The following is a 16,603-nucleotide window of genomic DNA, read 5'->3' on the forward strand; positions in this document are numbered from 1 at the left end:
TTTCGGGTGACGCCGCTTGCCGCTCTGGAACCGCAATGACCAAAGTCGACTTCTATATCCTGCCCAGCGCCGATCCTTCAGCGCGTCTGGATTTCGCCTGCAAGCTCACCGAGAAAGCCTGGCGCATGGGCCATCGCATCTACCTGCATTGCAGCGATGCGGCCCAACGTGACGATCTCGATGCGCGGCTGTGGGCATTCAAGGGCGAAAGTTTCGTGCCTCACGGCCCTGCCGACAGTGAGCCCGACGGTTTGATCGTGCTGGGACACGGGGCAGACTGCGGTGAGCACCAGGATCTGCTGGTCAATCTCGATCTGAAAGTCCCGGCCTTCGCCAGCAAATTCGCCCGCGTGGCGGAAGTGGTGGTGGAAGATCCGACCATCCGCGCAGCGGCGCGGGAGAGTTTCCGTTTCTACCGCGAACAGGGCTATTCTCTGCAAGACCACCGTTTACAGCGACTCTGAGCATTCCAATGGACACTCCGAAACCGCAACAGAAATCCGCACACCTGCTGGACGATCTCGAATCGATCCGCCAGTTGCTCGGCGATGACAACCTGCAACCGCCGCTGTTGACCGATACGGTCGATGAGAGCGAACAGGAACAGATTCCAATGCTGTTCGACTCCGTCGGCAACCAGCCGGCGGCCGTCGAGCCGCCACCAGAGCCGCCGGCTGCACCGGCTGCCGCACAGGTTGATAAAGGCCCGGACGCCTTGCTGCACCTGGATAGCGAGCTGCGCGCCGCCGCGCAATTGATCATGCAAGACGTGATCGACGACTTCGCCCCGCACATCGAAACCGAAATCAAACGTCGCCTCGATGCGCGGATGGAGCGGCTGCTCGCCGCAGCTGCAAGCGGCAAGCTTTAAGGTGCAAGCCAAAGCCAAAGCAAATCCGCCGCGCTCCTCTTGAAGCTTGCAGCTTGTGGCTTGTGGCTGCCCCCACGGCTATACTTCCCGGCTTTTCCTGAATAAATGCCAATAGGGTCCCGCCGCGCATGGATAAGACCTACCAGCCGCACGCCATTGAAACTTCCTGGTACAAGACCTGGGAGTCCGAGAACTACTTCGCCCCGCAAGGCGCGGGCGAGTCCTACACCATCATGATCCCGCCGCCGAACGTCACCGGCAGCCTGCACATGGGTCACGGCTTCAACAACGCGATCATGGACGCGTTGATCCGTTTCCGCCGCATGCAGGGTCGCGACACCCTGTGGCAGCCGGGTACCGACCACGCCGGTATCGCCACGCAGATGCTGGTGGAGCGCCAACTCGAAGCCCAGGGCCAGAATCGTCACGATCTGGGCCGGGAAAAATTCCTCGAAAAAGTCTGGGAATGGAAAGATCAGTCTGGCGGCAACATCAGCCGGCAGATCCGTCGCCTCGGCTCGTCCGTCGACTGGAGCCGCGAGCGCTTCACCATGGACGACGGCCTCTCGGAAGCGGTCAAGGAAGCCTTCGTGCGCCTGCATGAAGACGGCCTGATCTACCGCGGCAAGCGTCTGGTCAACTGGGACACCAAACTGCACACGGCGATTTCCGACCTCGAAGTGGAAAACCACGAAGAGAAAGGTTTCCTGTGGAACCTGAAATACCCATTGGCCGACGGTGTAAAAACCGCCGAGGGCGATGACTTCCTGATCGTCGCCACCACTCGTCCGGAAACCATGCTCGGCGACTCCGCCGTCGCGGTTAACCCGAACGACGAGCGCTACAAAGCGCTGATCGGCAAATTCGTCGAGCTGCCACTGGTTGGCCGGCGCATCCCGATCATCGCCGACGATTATTGCGACCCTGAATTCGGCACCGGCTGCGTGAAAATCACCCCGGCCCACGATTTCAACGACTACGAAGTCGGCAAGCGCCACAACCTGCCGCTGCTGAACATCTTCGACAAGAACGCCAACGTGCTGCCTGCCGCGCAGGTGTTCAACCTTGACGGCACGCTGAACGAGAGCATCGACGGCAAGATTCCGGCCGAGTTCGCCGGCCTTGAGCGTTTCGAAGCGCGCAAGCAGATCGTCGCCGCGTTCGACGCCGCCGGCCTGCTGGTGAGTGTCAACGATCACAACCTGAAAACGCCGAAAGGCGATCGCTCCGGCACGGTCATCGAGCCGTGGCTGACCGACCAGTGGTACGTATCGACCAAGCCTCTGGCCGAGCCGGCGATTGCTGCCGTTGAAGACGGTCGCATCCAGTTCGTGCCCAAGCAGTACGAAAACATGTACTTCTCGTGGATGCGCGACATCCAGGACTGGTGCATCAGCCGTCAGCTGTGGTGGGGCCACCGGATTCCGGCCTGGTACGACGAGTCAGGCAAAGTCTACGTCGGTCGCGACGAAGCCGAAGTGCGTGCCAAGCACAACCTCGGCCCGGACGTTGCGCTGCAACAGGACAACGACGTACTCGACACCTGGTTCAGTTCCGGCCTGTGGACCTTCTCGACCCTGGGCTGGCCTGAGCAGACCGAGTTCCTGAAGAAATTCCACTCCACCGACGTGCTGGTCACCGGTTTCGACATCATTTTCTTCTGGGTTGCCCGGATGATCATGATGACCATGCACCTGATGAAGAACGAAGACGGCACGCCGCAAGTTCCGTTCAAGACTGTGTACGTACACGGCCTGGTACGCGACGGCCAGGGCCAGAAGATGTCCAAGTCCAAGGGCAACGTCCTTGACCCGCTGGACATCATCGACGGCATCGATTTGGAAACCCTGGTGCAGAAGCGCACCTCGGGCCTGATGCAACCGAAACTGGCGAAGAAGATCGAGAAAGCCACCCGCGAAGAGTTCGCCAATGGCATCGAAAGCTACGGCACCGACGCCCTGCGCTTCACGTTCTGCTCGCTGGCCTCGACCGGTCGCGACATCAAGTTCGACATGGGTCGCGTCGAAGGCTATCGCAACTTCTGCAACAAGATCTGGAACGCCGCGCGTTACGTTCTGGACAAGGGCGAAGACTGCGGCCAGAACGGCGAAGCCTACGAGCTGTCGCTGGCAGATCGCTGGATCATCTCGCAGCTGCAACGCACCGAAGCCGAAGTGACCCGCCAACTGGATCAGTTCCGTTTCGACCTCGCCGCGCAAGCGCTGTACGAGTTCATCTGGAACCAATACTGCGACTGGTATCTGGAGCTGTCCAAGCCTGTGCTGTGGGACGAGAACGCGCCGGTCGAACGTCAGCGCGGCACTCGCCGTACGCTGGTGCGCGTGCTGGAAGTGGCGCTGCGTCTGGCGCATCCGTTCATGCCGTTTATCACTGAAGAAATCTGGCAGCGTATCGCGCCGCTGGCCGGTATTCAGGGCAAAACGATCATGCTGCAGCCTTGGCCGGTGGCCAACGAGGAGCGCATCGATCCGGCGGCGGAAAACGACATCGAATGGCTCAAGGAACTGATGCTCGGCACGCGCAACATTCGTGGCGAGATGAACATCGGCCCGGGCAAGCCACTGCCGATCTTCCTGAAGAACGTCAGCGCTGAAGACCAGCGCCGCCTGACCGAGAACGAAGCGCTGCTGAAGAAGCTGGCGCGTCTGGAATCGATCACCGTACTCGCCGCTGGCGAAGAAGCACCGCTGTCCGCTACCGCATTGGTGGGCGAGATGGAAGTGCTGGTGCCAATGGCCGGTCTGATCGACAAGGGCGCCGAACTGGCGCGTCTGGACAAGGAAATCCTGCGTTTGCAGGGCGAAGTCCAGCGGGTTGGCGGCAAGCTGTCCAACGCAGGTTTCGTCGACAAGGCTCCGGCCGAAGTCATCGAGAAGGAACGCGCCAAACTGGCCGAGGCCGAACAGGCCCTGGGCAAACTGGCCGAGCAACATGCGCGGATTGCCAGTCTGTAACGGCAAATCGCAGTGAAAAAGGGAGGCCCAAGTGGCCTCCTTTTTTTATTCCTGCAAAACCTTGAGTCCCCTGTGGGAGCGAGCCTGCTCGCGAAAGCGCTGAGTCAGCCGACAAATCTGCCGGATGTGAAACCGCCTTCGCGAGCAGGCTCGCTCCCACAGTTTGAACGGTGTTGCCTTCAGATGTGGGACAATGCCCGCCACTTTCAGCCATACCCGAATCGACCACGCCCATGACCGCCCCCCGCACACCCAAACCTGCGCGCAAGAAGCCTGACGCCGCGTCCCCGAGCAAAGCCGTCGAGCCGCGCGAGAAGGCCAGCCTGCATCCGCGCAATCGCCATCAGGGTCGTTACGACTTTCCGGCGCTGATCAAGACCACGCCGGAACTGGCCAAGTACGTGATCACCAACCCGTACGGCAAGGAAAGCATCGACTTCGCCAGCCCCGACGCAGTACGTGTGTTCAATCGGGCACTGCTCAAGGCGTTCTACGGCATTCAGCATTGGGATATCCCGGCGGATTACCTCTGCCCTCCGGTTCCGGGGCGTGCCGATTACGTGCACTTTCTCGCCGACCTGCTGGCGAGCATGAACGACGGTAAAGTGCCGCGCGGCGCGATCGTCAATGTGCTGGACATCGGCATGGGCGCAAACTGCGTGTATCCGCTGATTGGCAACAGCGAATACCGCTGGCACTTCCTCGGCTCGGAGATCGACCCGACAGCCGTGGCGGCGGCGCGAGCCATCGTGCAGTCCAATGATCTGAGCAAAGTGATCCAGCTGCGCCAGCAGGAAAACCGCAAGCACATCCTCATCGGCTTGCTGGAGCCTGGCGAGCGTTTTGACCTGACCATGTGCAACCCGCCGTTCCACGCTTCGATGGAAGAAGCGACCAAGGGCAGCGAGCGCAAATGGCGCGCCTTGGGCAAGGCCGACCCGAAACGCAAGCTGCCGGTGCTGAACTTCGGTGGGCAATCGGCGGAGCTGTGGTGTGAAGGCGGCGAAGCACGCTTCGTGACGCAGTTGATTGCCGAGAGCGCGAATTTCCAGCACAAGGTGTTGTGGTTCAGCACGCTGGTGTCGAAGGCCTCGAACCTGCCGGCCATCGAGACGGCACTGAAGAAGGCTGGCGTGCTGGAGAGCCAGGTCGTGGAGATGTCGCAGGGGCAGAAGCAGAGCCGCTTTGTCGCCTGGACCTTCCAGACCAAGTCCGAGCAGCAGATCTGGCGGCGTGAGCGCTGGGTTCGCTAAGACACAGCAGATCCCCTGTGGGAGCGAGCTTGCTCGCGAAGGCAGCGTGTCAGTCAGCTTCAATATCGACTGACACACCGCTTTCGCGAGCAGGCTCGCTCCCACATTTGCCCGCGACTTGACCGTCAAATCACAGACACAAAAAAACCGTGCCCCGGATCACTCCGAAGCACGGTTTTTTTTATCGCTGCGTCTTACTTGTTCACAGCGTCGGTCAGGCCTTTGGCCACAACCAGCTTGATCACTTTCTTTGCAGGGATTTCGATGGCAGCGCCAGTCGAAGGGTTACGGCCGGTGCGGGCAGGACGCTCGGTCACTTTCAGCTTGCCGATACCTGGCAAGGTGATTTCGCCGCCGTTTTCCAGCTGATCGGCAACGATTTGGCCCAGTTGGTCCAGAGCGTTACGCGCGGTGGTTTTCGGCGCGTCGATAGCTTCAGCGATGTCGGCGATCAGTTGGTCTTTAGTAAGAGCCATGTAGTGTTCCTTCCCTATCAAATTCATATGGATTGCAGAGTGCAGTGTCAGCCATCGAGCCCGATCTTCTGGATCTGGCACCCTCGGCGATAACCACGACGAGTCGGGTTATAGATGCCGAAATCAGGGTTTGGTTCGACCTGACAAATGCTGAATGCACGCTTAACGCAGTGACTTCGCGTAAGACCGGGCAAAACTAGCACAGCGACAAGGAAATATCCGCCTCTAGCTACCCATTTGGTCAGCTTTATTGCGCTAAATCGGTAAAAAACCGCTTAAGGCCGGGCGCGCGCCCCGGTTTTGCCCTGCAACCCGCGCCAAAACCAGTGGTTGCGGTACACTGAGCGCTTTTTCGGGGGAGCCTGCCCTCCTCCCTTCCAACAGCCGAGAAGCCCATGCCGATCCGTCATTGCATCGTCCACCTGATCGACAAAAAACCCGACGGCACGCCCGCAGTTCTGCACGCCCGTGACTCTGAACTGGCCGAGTCCGCAGCCATCGAAAACATGCTCGCCGACCTCAACGAAAGCTACAACGCCAAACAGGGCAAAGCCTGGGGCCTGTTCCATCCGGAATCCGGCGCGTTCCCCTTCAGCGGCTGGCTGAAGGAGTACATGGACGGCGGCCGTGACTTCACTGCATTCAGCAAAGTGGCGGTCGAGCATCTGCAGAAGCTGATGGAAGAATCCAACCTGTCGGTGGGTGGCCACGTGCTGTTCGCCCACTATCAGCAAGGCATGACCGACTATCTGGCGATCGCCCTGCTGCACCACAGCGAAGGCGTGGCGGTGACCGACGAGCTCGACGTGACGCCCTCGCGCCATCTCGACCTTGGCCAGTTGCATCTGGCCGCGCGGATCAACGTTTCCGAGTGGCAGAACAACAAGCAGTCCAAGCAGTACATCTCGTTCATCAAGGGCAAGAATGGCAAGAAGGTCTCGGAGTATTTCCGCGACTTCATCGGCTGCCAGGAAGGTGTCGACGGCCCCGGCGAGACGCGCACGCTGCTCAAGGCCTTCAGTGACTTTGTCGAGAGCGAAGACCTGCCGGAAGACTCGGCCCGCGAGAAGACCAAGACCCTGGTCGACTACGCCAGCAGCCAGGCCAAGCTCGGCGAACCGATGGGCCTTGAGGAGCTGTCGGAACTGATCGACGAAGAACGCCCGAAGGCCTTCTACGACCACATCCGCAACAAGGACTACGGCCTGTCGCCGGAGATCCCGGCAGACAAGCGCACCCTCAATCAATTTCGCCGCTTCACCGGCCGCGCCGAAGGCCTGTCGATCAGCTTCGAAGCGCACCTGCTGGGTTCGAAGATCGAGTACGACGAAGAGAACGGCACCCTGATCATCAAAGGCCTGCCGACTTCGCTGACCGACCAGCTGAAGCGGCGTAACTGATGCTTGGCAATGTGCTGAAAAAAGTCGCCCTGGTACTGCTGGTGGTCGTGGTGTATCAGAACTGGGGCAAGATCGAGCGGGTGTTCAACCCCTCGCAAATGGTCTCGGAGCAGACGCGGGCGCAGGCCAATGTCGTGCTCTATGCCACCGACTGGTGCGGCTACTGCAAACAGACCAAACGCTTTCTCGACAGCAAGGGCATACCGTTCAAGGAGTTCGACATCGAGAAGGATGCCGATGCGCGCAAGGCGTATGAGGCACTGGGTGGGCGCGGGATTCCGCTGATCGATGTGAACGGCACGTTGATTCGCGGATTTGATCCAGACGAAATCCTCGCTGCCCTGAAATAATCAACTGTGGGAGCGAGCCTGCTCGCGAAAGCGCTGCATCAGCCAACGACAATGTCGAATGATCCATCGTCTTCGCGAGCAGGCTCGCTCCCACAGGTTTTGCAGCTGACTGGATAAATCAGCGCGCTTCGATACGGAACCCAAAACGCGGAAAGTGCACATGCACCACGCCGCAACGTTCGTCTTCACGGCGAATGATCAGCTCTTCACTGCCAGCAAACAGCAGCTCGCCCACCACCGGATCAACGCCGTAATCGATAGCGGCAATTGCCACTTGCTGTCCCGTCTTGAAGCCGTTCGGATCAACGAACCGCTCATCCGGCAATGCCGCTGGCGTCGCGTTACGCGCGACCTCCAGTGCCTCGGCGGAAGACATCTCGCTCGCTGCGCCATGGCCGAACCCCAACACTCGACCCAGCCACGCCGCCACCGCCGGATATTCATCCACCAGCGGCGCCGTGACGTGGGTCGCCTTGAGGAACCACAGCGGATGCGCCAGGGCGAAGTCGGCAATCGATGGCTCGCCGAAGAGGAAGTCGCCCTGCTCGCGCTGCAACTGTTGCTCCAGCCGCGCCATGATCGTCGGCCACTGATGTTTGGCCTGCTCGGCGGACAGACGCGTGGCGCTGCCACCGCTGAACAAACCGGCGCGGTCGGCCAGAAATGCCTTGATCGCTTCCGGCGGCAATTTGCCGAAACGCACCGCCACCGATTCCGGCTGGAACACCAGGCTCACAGCGTGCTGGAACACCACCGAATCGGCCCACGCCGCAAAACTGGCGCTGGTCATTTCCTGACCTTCGGGGAAGAACGCCGGCAGGGCTTTTTCCTGTTCCAGGCGTCGAGCGATCAGTGCGGTGTCGCAATAGATGTCAGCACCGATCTGCAACACTGGAGTCTTGCGATAGCCACCGGTCAACGCCGTCAGATCCGGCTTTGGCATCACCGGGGAAATATGCACCGAACGCCAGGACAGGCCTTTGAAACCCAGCAGCAGGCGCGCCTTCTCGGCGAATGGAGAGGTCGGGTAATGGTGCAGAATCAACTCGGACATGCTCGGCTCCGCCGCTCAGATAGTGAGCCCGCAGCTTAGCGTGCATTTGATTAGCAGCCTACAGATCTGCCTGATGGGAACCAATCAGTCAGATTGATAAGACGCCACCAGGCATTCCTTGGCGCTCTTGCGCAGCTTCTTGATCAGCCGTTCCTGGCGCAAAGCATCGCTTTTGTCGCGGCACAGTTCGATGTAGACCAACGCCATCGCCGGGCTGGAGAGAAAGAACCGCGCGCCCTTGCCGCTCTGGTGCTTGGCGAAACGCCGCACCGGGTCGTCGCTGATTCCGCAGTACAAGGAGCCATTGGCGGCACGCACGAGGTAGACGAACCAGGATTTGCTCACTGGCTCGGCAGCATCGACGGATTGTTCGCTAAGACTGGTCACTTCGGGATCTGAACGTGTAGGAAAACAGGCGGCGATCTTATCAGCGCCCGGCCTGAAATGCCTTCAGTCCCTTGCGCGCCTGGGCGCGGACGGCGTTGCGCACCAGCGGCGTCCAGCCCAGCAGCAGGCCTTTGAAACCCAACGCCTGGCGCGACCAGCGCCACAGATCGAAGTGGTCGTGGTGCTCACAGATCTTGCCGTCCCGGAATACGAAACGCGCCTGGATATCGTTGATGACGATGTTGCCGGTCTGGCTGAACAGGTAGGTCGCGACCCAGTGTGCGCCGCCGGTGCGCTCGTCGGCGCGGACATTGTCAAAAGTCAGGGAAAAATCCTTGGCGCGGGTAGTCAGCATGCGCCACATGTCGCCGGCATCGCGCCCGCGCAACTCGCCGAAGGCCGGATCGCTGAAGACCACATCATCGGTGTAGCAGGCGGCCATGGCTTCGGCGTCAAGGCGCTGAAAGGCTTGGTAGAAGCGGGTGATCAGGGCGCTATGGGCTTCGCTCAAGGCAATCTCCAAAGAAATAGGTACAGATTGCCAGCACCATAATCTGCCGCGCGCAGAAACACTATCCGCAATACGCAAAACCCTTGTGGGAGCGAGCCTGCTCGCGAAGGCAATTCAACATTCAACATCTATGTTGACCGAAACACCGCTTTCGCGAGCAGGCTCGCTCCCACATTTGCACCCAGTGCATTCAGAGCTTTTCGCTTTGCACCTGCACATACAACGCGCGCCCCGCACCCAGCCCGGCGAGGATCGCACCGGCACCGATAATGCCGAAGATCCAGCCCAAAGCATTCCAGCCACCGGTCCAGTCATGCACCACGCCCACGGCAAACGGCCCCATGGACGCCAGGGTGTAGCCAAAACCCTGCGACATGCTCGACAGGTTCGCCGCGACATGGGAATCGCGCGAGCGCAGGACGATCAGGGTCAGGGCCAGACTGAACGTGCCGCCCTGCCCCAGCCCGAGCAGAATCGCCCAGCCCCACAGACCTTCGATCGGTGAGTACAGGCAGCCGAACAGGCCGGCCAGGGTCAGCGCCATGACCACGACGATCGCCAGGCGCTGATCCTTGCCCCGGGTCGCCAGCCACGGCGCGGCCAGCGAACTGGCCAGTTGAATGATCACCGAACCGGACAGCACCAACCCGGCCTGAGTCGGTGTCAGCCCGCGCCCGATGAGGATCGACGGCAACCAGCCAAACACGATGTAGGCCAGCGACGATTGCAGGCCCATGTACAAGGTCACCTGCCAGGCCAGCGGATCACGCAGCAACCCGCGCACGCGATAGGCGACGTTGTGTGCGCCATGTTTGGAGCCGACTTGTGGCAGCCAGAATACCGCGGCCACCAATGCCGGAATCACCCAGAAGCCCAGGCCCATCGCCCAGCTGTTGCCGAAGTGTTCACTTAGCGGCACGGTCGAACCCGCCGCCATCGCCGCGCCCAGGCACAGCGCCATGGTGTAGACGCCGGTCATGGTCCCGGCGTGTTTGGCGAAGTCGCGCTTGACGATGCCCGGCAACAGCACGCCGACGATGCCGATACTGGCGCCGCCAAGGACGCTGCCGGCGAACAGGCCGATCTCGCCGAAATTGCTGCGCAGGATAATCCCGCCGGCCAGCGTCAGCAGAATCCCCAGCACCACGCGCTCGGCACCGAAACGCCGCGCCAGAATCGGCGCCAGCGGTGCGAACAAGCCCAGGCACAGCACTGGCAACGTGGTCAGCAATCCCGCCTGCGCCGCAGACAGCCCGAGGCTTCTGGAGACCTCGCTGAGCAATGGCGCCATGCTCGACAACGCCGGGCGCAGGTTCAGCGCCACCAGAATCAACCCGAGCAGCAACAGCCACGGGCGTTTTACCAATGGGTGGCTTTGCTGGACCTGCTCGTCATCAGCCTCGGCATCGATCAGCAGTTCTTCAAGTTCGGCGGAGCGCTTCGACGCTGTGGATAACTCACTGCGGGACATGGATTTCTCGGTTTCAAGGTTCATTGATCAACTGCCTCGACAAGGCTTTGGCCCGTTCCGGGTCGCGTTGCTCGACCGCATCGAGCAAGTCGATGTGCAGATCGAACACTTCCTGACGGCGCGGGGAGATATTCAAGGTCTGGCGCAATTGCGCGCCGACAATGCTGGAGAAATAGCGATACAGCTCGCTGAGGGTCGGGTTGTGCGCGGCGTCGACCAGTCGGCGATGGAACACCAGATCGCAGGCGATATAGGTGTCGAGATCGCCGTGGTAGTGGCTGCCGCTGGTGCCGAGCGCTTCACGCAGCGCCGCCAGATCCTCATCGGTACGACGTAACGCCGCCAGGCCGATGGCCTCGACTTCGAGGATGTGCCGGGTCTCCCGGGCCTGCTCCAGCGAACAGCGGGATAGCGCTTTAAGTGTGTCGAGCGGGTCGACCACCGCCCGAAGATAACTGCCGTCGCCTTGGCGAATTTCGATCAATCCCGAGAACGCCAGAACACGCATCGCCTCACGCACTGTATTGCGGCTGATGCCCAGCTCGGCGCACAGCTCAGGCTCGGTCGGCAGACGCTCGCCGACCTGCCACGCGCCGCTGTTGATGCGTTGACGCAGTTGATCCAAAGCCTGATCGACTAGGGATCGCTTGATCAAAGGGGAAATGTCTGACATGTGCCTCACCCTTTCATCCAATCATAGGATGAATTTTCCGACATGTTAGTCAGACCCATGTAGGACGGCAACCACCTAGGGTCAATCGGAGACACATGAAGCGGCATTTTCGATTGGTCAAAATTACCCTTTAAGGGTAATTTCAGGGACAGGGTTTTGGCTTCTTATGGAAAAGAACACACCCCATTACGACTTGGCGGTGATCAAGGCGGATGTCAGGAGATTAGGCTGGAGAGCATTTACGCACACAGCAAGAAGAACCGGTTCCGACATGGAGCTTACGCTTGCAGAGATGCAGGAAGTCGTTTGCATGCTGCAGCGCAACATGCTCTACAAGTCGATGACGACCTATGACAACCACCGTATTTGGCAGGACGTCTATCACATCAATTCACATGGTCTGGAGATTTACATAAAGGTGTCATATCACAGCGACAGACGCCCGCCCGTGATCTCCTTCAAGGAGAACAAATCATGAATACGCAACAGTGCTTCAGTTGCGGTGCATCTGAAGGAATGGTGCATTTCGAAGGTCGAGGCGAAACGGTGAGCGTAAAGGGAATGGAGCGTCGAGTTGAGGATCTGTCGGGCTGGGAGTGCCAGAAGTGCGGAGAAGTCGAACTCGATGAAGTGTGCGGGCAGCGCTACTCGGACGCATGCGATGAGCTCGTTATCGCCAGCAGAAGAATGATCGGCAATGAAATGAAAAAAATTCGCCGGAAACTGCATCTGACACAAAAGGAAACGGTGCAATTGCTGTCCGGCGGTGGACACAATGCCTTTTCACGCTACGAACGCGGCGAGGTACTGCCGCCGAAGGCGTTAATGCTGCTCATGCGTTTGCTGGATCGCTACCCACACTTGCTGGCGGATGCCAGAGTCTTGGCAGAAGGCGCTGACTTGAGAGGAGCATTTACGTTCATCGAGCACGCAAAGCGCCAATCTCTCAGTGCTTCCTGAGCGCCCAAAAAAAACAAACCCGGCAAATCGCCGGGTTGTTTTTTACCCATCCACCATCAATGCAAAATCTGACTCAAGAACAACTTCGTCCGATCATTCTGCGGATTATCAAAGAAGTCGTTCGGCGCCGCCTGCTCAACGATTTCGCCCTTGTCCATGAAGATCACGCGGTTGGCCACGGTGCGGGCGAAGCCCATTTCGTGGGTTACGCAGAGCATGGTCATTCCGTCTTCGGCCAGACCGATCATGGTGTCCAGAACCTCTTTCACCATTTCCGGATCAAGCGCTGAAGTCGGTTCGTCGAACAGCATGATTTTCGGCTTCATGCACAAGGCGCGGGCGATCGCCACACGCTGTTGCTGACCGCCGGAAAGCTGCCCCGGATATTTGTGCGCCTGCTCCGGAATGCGTACGCGTTCCAGATAATGCATGGCGATTTCCTCGGCCTTGCGCTTGGGCATCTTGCGCACCCACATCGGCGCCAGGGTGCAGTTCTGCAGGATGGTCAGGTGCGGGAACAGGTTGAAGTGCTGGAACACCATGCCGACTTCGCGGCGGATCGCTTCGATCTGCTTGAGGTCGTTGGTCAGTTCCACGCCATCGACGACGATGCGGCCCTGCTGGTGTTCTTCCAGACGATTGAGGCAACGAATCGTGGTCGATTTACCGGAACCCGACGGGCCACACAGAACGATGCGCTCGCCCTGTTTGACGTTGAGGTTGATGTCCTTGAGTACGTGAAACTGGCCGTACCACTTGTTCACGCCCTGCATCTGGATGATGCCTTCCGGACCCACAGGCTTTTTGATTGCTTCGCTCATTTACAGAGAACTCCTAACGCTTGTGGCCAGTGTCGAGCTTGCGTTCCAGATGCATGGAATAGCGCGACATACCAAAACAGAAAATCCAGAACACCAGGGCGGCGAACACGTAGCCTTCGGTGGCCATGCCCAGCCATTTCGGGTCGGCGGCGGCTTGCTTGACGCTGTTGAGCAGGTCAAAGAGACCGATGATGATCACCAGGCTGGTGTCCTTGAACAGCGCAATGAACGTGTTGACGATGCCCGGGATCACCAGCTTCAGGGCTTGCGGCAGAATCACCAGGCCCATCGAACGCCAGTAACCGAGGCCCATCGCCGCAGCCGCTTCGTACTGCCCTTTGGGAATCGCCTGCAGACCACCGCGCACCACTTCGGCGACATAGGCTGACTGGAACAGGATCACGCCGATCAGCGCCCGCAGCAGCTTGTCGAAGTTCATGCCTTCAGGCAGGAACAACGGCAGCATTACCGAGGACATGAACAACACCGTGATCAACGGCACACCGCGCCAGAACTCGATGAAGGTCACGCAGACCACACGAATCGCCGGCATGTTCGAACGCCGCCCCAGCGCCAGCACGATGCCCAGCGGCAACGCTCCGGCGATGCCGACCGTGGCGATCACCAGGGTCAGCATCAGGCCGCCCCACTGGCTGGTCGGCACGGTGGTCATTCCGAAACCGCCATGCAGCAAAGTGAAGGCAATGATCGGGTACAGCACCAGGAAGCTCAGGCCGTACACCGCTTTACGCGGCACCCGCGAGATGAACAGCGGTGCCGCGCCAATGACCGCCAGCCACACGGTCAGGTCGACGCGCCAGCGCAGTTCGGTCGGGTAGTAGCCGTACATGAACTGGCCGAACCGCTGCTGAATGAACACCCAGCACGCGCCTTCCTTGGTGCAGTCGGCGCGGGTGGTGCCGACCCAGTTGGCATCGACGATCGCCCAACTGAGGATCGGTGGCACGACGAGGTAGATCAGGTAGAACGCAAACAGCGTCAGCAGGGTGTTGAGCCAGCTGGAGAACATGTTCGCGCGCATCCACGCCACCACGCCGATGCTGCTGTTCGGTGGAGGCATGTCGGGTTTGAAAGTATGAGTACTCATGCGCTTTTCCTTACCGCTCGATCAGCGCAATGCGCTTGTTGTACCAGTTCATCAGCAGGGAAATGCTGATACTGATCGCCAGGTACACGCTCATGGTGATGGCAATCACTTCGATGGCCTGCCCGGTCTGGTTGAGCACGGTGCCGGCGAACAGCGAAACCATTTCCGGATAACCGATGCCGGCGGCCAGCGAGGAGTTTTTCGCCAGGTTGAGGTATTGGCTGGTCAGCGGCGGAATGATCACGCGCAGGGCTTGCGGGATGATCACCTTGCGCAGGGTCGGGCCGTTGCGCAGGCCAAGCGAACGCGCCGCTTCGGTCTGGCCGTGGCTGACCGACTTGATCCCGGAACGTACGATCTCGGCGATGAACGCTGCGGTGTACACGGTGAGCGCCAGGGTCAACGCCAGCAGTTCCGGGATCAACACCCAGCCGCCGACAAAGTTGAAGCCCTTGAGCTCGGGCATTTCCCAGTGCAGCGGAGCGCCGAAGATCAGCGCGCACAGGGTCGGGATCACCAGCGCAATTGCCAGGCCGGTCCAGAACTTGTGGAACGGTACGCCGGTTTCTTCGAAACGCTTGTTGGCCCAGCGGCACATCAGCACGATGCCGATGATCGCCAGCACGATGCTGATCACGAACGCCCAGAAGCCGTCAGCGGCGAGTGCGGCCGGCATGTTCAGGCCACGGCTGCTGACGAAGAAGGTGTCGCCGAAGTTGTGGCTGTTGCGCGGCCCCGGCATGGTCAGGAACACCGCGAAGTACCAGAACAGGATCTGCAGCAGCGGCGGAATGTTGCGGAATACTTCCACATACACCGTCGCCAGTTTGGCAATGATCCAGTTCTGCGACAGCCGCGCTACACCGACGATGAAACCGAGAATCGTCGCCAGGATCACGCCGATAAAGGTCACCAACAGGGTGTTGAGCAGGCCGATGACAAACACCCGCGCATAACTGTCCGCTTCGGTGTAGTCGATCAGGGTTTGAGCGATGCCGAACCCGGCACTGCGCTCCAGAAAGCTGAAACCGGAAGTGATACCCCGGTGCTGAAGGTTGGTTTGCGTGTTGTCGAACAGGTACCAGCCAAGCGAGATCACCGCCACAACGGTGATGATCTGGAATAGCCACGCACGCACTCGTGGATCGCTGAGGCTGAGCCTCTGCTTTGGTGCGCCGATTGAATTTTGCATGAAGTGCCCCGGAAGAAATGGAACAAGAACATCACCCGGCGGTTGGCCCGCCGGGCGATAGAACCATTAGCGCACTGGTGGTGCGTACTGAATGCCGCCGTTGTTCCACAGGGCGTTCAGGCCACGGTCGATTTCCAGCGGAGTGCTCTTGCCGAGGTTTTTCTCGAATATTTCGCCGTAGTTGCCGACTTGCTTGACGATCTGCACAACCCAGTCTTTCGGCAGTTTCAGGTCTTTGCCGTATTCGCCGTCAGCACCGAGCATACGGGCCACGTCCGGGTTCTTGGTGGACTTGGCTTCAGCTTCGACGTTCTTCGAAGTGATGCCGGCTTCTTCGGCATTGAGCAGCGCGTAGCCGACCCAACGCACGATCGCCAGCCACTCGTCGTCGCCGTTACGCACGACCGGGCCCAGTGGTTCTTTGGAAATGGTTTCCGGCAGCACCACGTAGTCCTTCGGCGAGGCCAGCTTGCTGCGCTGGGCGAACAGCTGGGACTTGTCGGAGGTCAGCACGTCGCAACGGCCGGATTCCAGCGACTTGGCGCTTTCATCGGAGGTGTCGAAGGTGATCGGGGTGTATTTCAGACCGTTGCCACGGAAGTAGTCGGAAACGTTCAGTTCGGTGGTGGTACCGGCTTGGATGCAGATGGTCGCGCCGTCGAGCTCTTTGGCACTTTTCACGCCCAGCTTGTTGTTCACAAGGAAGCCGATGCCGTCGTAGTAGGTGATGAAGCCCGGGAATTTCAGGCCCATGCCCGCGTCACGGGAGCTGGTCATGGTGGTGTTGCGCGACAGGATGTCGATCTCGCCGGACTGCAGCGCGGTGAAGCGCTCCTTGGCGTTCAACTGGCTGAACTTGACCTTGTTGGCGTCGCCGAAAACGGCTGCGGCCACAGCGCGGCAGACGTCGGCGTCGATGCCGAGGATCTTGCCGGTCGCATCCGGTACCGAGAAGCCCGGCAGACCGTCGCTCACGCCACACTGCACGAAACCTTTTTTCTGTACCGCATCCAGGGTTGCACCCGCCTGAGCGAACCCGCTGACGCCTAGTACTGCTGCAGCAGTCACGACCGCCAGAGTGGATTTCAACATCTTCATTCA

18 protein-coding genes are annotated in these 16,603 nt (G+C 59.9%); 8 read left to right on the plus strand and 10 right to left on the minus strand.

The features are described from left to right. Window positions 1–35 precede the first annotated feature (35 nt). From KVG87_RS19840 to rlmF, 4 genes are all read left to right on the plus strand, one after another. Window positions 36–464, plus strand: a complete 429-nt coding sequence (locus KVG87_RS19840) for a DNA polymerase III subunit chi (RefSeq protein ID WP_056783088.1) — start codon at window positions 36–38, stop codon at window positions 462–464. Between the two features lie 8 nt (window positions 465–472). Then, window positions 473–871, plus strand: coding sequence for a DNA polymerase III subunit chi (locus tag KVG87_RS19845; protein WP_217852211.1), 399 nt, complete (start codon window positions 473–475; stop codon window positions 869–871). Between the two features lie 128 nt (window positions 872–999). Next, a complete protein-coding gene (locus tag KVG87_RS19850; protein WP_071174470.1) occupies window positions 1,000–3,846 on the plus strand; it encodes a valine--tRNA ligase in 2,847 nt (948 codons plus the stop codon). Between the two features lie 233 nt (window positions 3,847–4,079). Beyond that, the gene (gene rlmF / locus KVG87_RS19855; protein ID WP_016771571.1) at window positions 4,080–5,099 is read left to right on the plus strand and encodes a 23S rRNA (adenine(1618)-N(6))-methyltransferase RlmF; all 1,020 of its coding nucleotides are present in this window, start codon (window positions 4,080–4,082) and stop codon (window positions 5,097–5,099) included. A 194-nt stretch (window positions 5,100–5,293) separates the two neighbouring features. On the opposite strand, the gene KVG87_RS19860 is transcribed toward rlmF, so the two are convergent. Beyond that, window positions 5,294–5,575: an HU family DNA-binding protein gene (locus tag KVG87_RS19860; protein WP_003221909.1), complete on the minus strand. Its 282-nt coding sequence runs from the start codon at window positions 5,573–5,575 to the stop codon at window positions 5,294–5,296. A 395-nt stretch (window positions 5,576–5,970) separates the two neighbouring features. Here KVG87_RS19860 and yejK point away from each other — a divergent pair, with 395 nt between their 5' ends. Beyond that, window positions 5,971–6,975: a nucleoid-associated protein YejK gene (gene yejK / locus KVG87_RS19865; RefSeq protein ID WP_016771572.1), complete on the plus strand. Its 1,005-nt coding sequence runs from the start codon at window positions 5,971–5,973 to the stop codon at window positions 6,973–6,975. Then, window positions 6,975–7,325, plus strand: a complete 351-nt coding sequence (locus KVG87_RS19870; RefSeq protein WP_217852213.1) for a glutaredoxin family protein — start codon at window positions 6,975–6,977, stop codon at window positions 7,323–7,325. The genes yejK and KVG87_RS19870 overlap by 1 nt, the downstream gene beginning before the upstream one ends. A 118-nt stretch (window positions 7,326–7,443) precedes the next feature. Here KVG87_RS19870 and KVG87_RS19875 read toward each other — a convergent pair whose 3' ends face one another. The 5 genes from KVG87_RS19875 to KVG87_RS19895 form a co-directional block, all read right to left on the minus strand. After that, window positions 7,444–8,379: a glutathione S-transferase family protein gene (locus tag KVG87_RS19875; RefSeq protein ID WP_217852215.1), complete on the minus strand. Its 936-nt coding sequence runs from the start codon at window positions 8,377–8,379 to the stop codon at window positions 7,444–7,446. Window positions 8,380–8,463: 84 nt separating this feature from the next. Further along, window positions 8,464–8,766 (minus strand): GIY-YIG nuclease family protein, encoded by a 303-nt coding sequence (locus KVG87_RS19880; protein ID WP_217852217.1) that lies wholly within the window; start codon window positions 8,764–8,766, stop codon window positions 8,464–8,466. 40 nt (window positions 8,767–8,806) lie between these two features. Further along, the gene (locus KVG87_RS19885) at window positions 8,807–9,277 is read right to left on the minus strand and encodes a nuclear transport factor 2 family protein (protein ID WP_076565988.1); all 471 of its coding nucleotides are present in this window, start codon (window positions 9,275–9,277) and stop codon (window positions 8,807–8,809) included. A gap of 190 nt (window positions 9,278–9,467) precedes the next feature. After that, window positions 9,468–10,772, minus strand: a complete 1,305-nt coding sequence (locus KVG87_RS19890) for a CynX/NimT family MFS transporter (protein ID WP_217852219.1) — start codon at window positions 10,770–10,772, stop codon at window positions 9,468–9,470. Then, window positions 10,762–11,421, minus strand: a complete 660-nt coding sequence (locus KVG87_RS19895) for a FadR/GntR family transcriptional regulator (protein ID WP_076565984.1) — start codon at window positions 11,419–11,421, stop codon at window positions 10,762–10,764. The genes KVG87_RS19890 and KVG87_RS19895 overlap by 11 nt, the downstream gene beginning before the upstream one ends. 166 nt (window positions 11,422–11,587) lie before the next feature. On the opposite strand from KVG87_RS19895, the gene KVG87_RS19900 reads away from it, so the two are divergent. Both KVG87_RS19900 and KVG87_RS19905 read left to right on the plus strand, forming a co-directional pair. Continuing rightward, a complete protein-coding gene (locus KVG87_RS19900; protein ID WP_076565982.1) occupies window positions 11,588–11,899 on the plus strand; it encodes a type II toxin-antitoxin system MqsR family toxin in 312 nt (103 codons plus the stop codon). Next, window positions 11,896–12,381, plus strand: a complete 486-nt coding sequence (locus tag KVG87_RS19905; protein WP_076565980.1) for a type II TA system antitoxin MqsA family protein — start codon at window positions 11,896–11,898, stop codon at window positions 12,379–12,381. Before KVG87_RS19900 ends, KVG87_RS19905 begins: the two co-directional genes overlap by 4 nt. Before the next feature lie 56 nt (window positions 12,382–12,437). On the opposite strand, the gene KVG87_RS19910 is transcribed toward KVG87_RS19905, so the two are convergent. From KVG87_RS19910 to KVG87_RS19925, 4 genes are all read right to left on the minus strand, one after another. Continuing rightward, window positions 12,438–13,202 (minus strand): amino acid ABC transporter ATP-binding protein, encoded by a 765-nt coding sequence (locus KVG87_RS19910; RefSeq protein ID WP_016771581.1) that lies wholly within the window; start codon window positions 13,200–13,202, stop codon window positions 12,438–12,440. Between the two features lie 13 nt (window positions 13,203–13,215). Continuing rightward, window positions 13,216–14,310, minus strand: a complete 1,095-nt coding sequence (locus tag KVG87_RS19915) for an amino acid ABC transporter permease (RefSeq protein WP_016771582.1) — start codon at window positions 14,308–14,310, stop codon at window positions 13,216–13,218. A 10-nt stretch (window positions 14,311–14,320) separates the two neighbouring features. Further along, window positions 14,321–15,502 (minus strand): amino acid ABC transporter permease, encoded by a 1,182-nt coding sequence (locus KVG87_RS19920; RefSeq protein ID WP_217852221.1) that lies wholly within the window; start codon window positions 15,500–15,502, stop codon window positions 14,321–14,323. A gap of 66 nt (window positions 15,503–15,568) precedes the next feature. After that, window positions 15,569–16,600, minus strand: a complete 1,032-nt coding sequence (locus KVG87_RS19925) for an amino acid ABC transporter substrate-binding protein (protein ID WP_016771583.1) — start codon at window positions 16,598–16,600, stop codon at window positions 15,569–15,571. Between the last annotated feature and the right edge of the window lie 3 nt (window positions 16,601–16,603).

This window comes from Pseudomonas siliginis, assembly GCF_019145195.1.
In the GTDB taxonomy this organism is placed as follows: domain Bacteria; phylum Pseudomonadota; class Gammaproteobacteria; order Pseudomonadales; family Pseudomonadaceae; genus Aquipseudomonas; species Aquipseudomonas siliginis.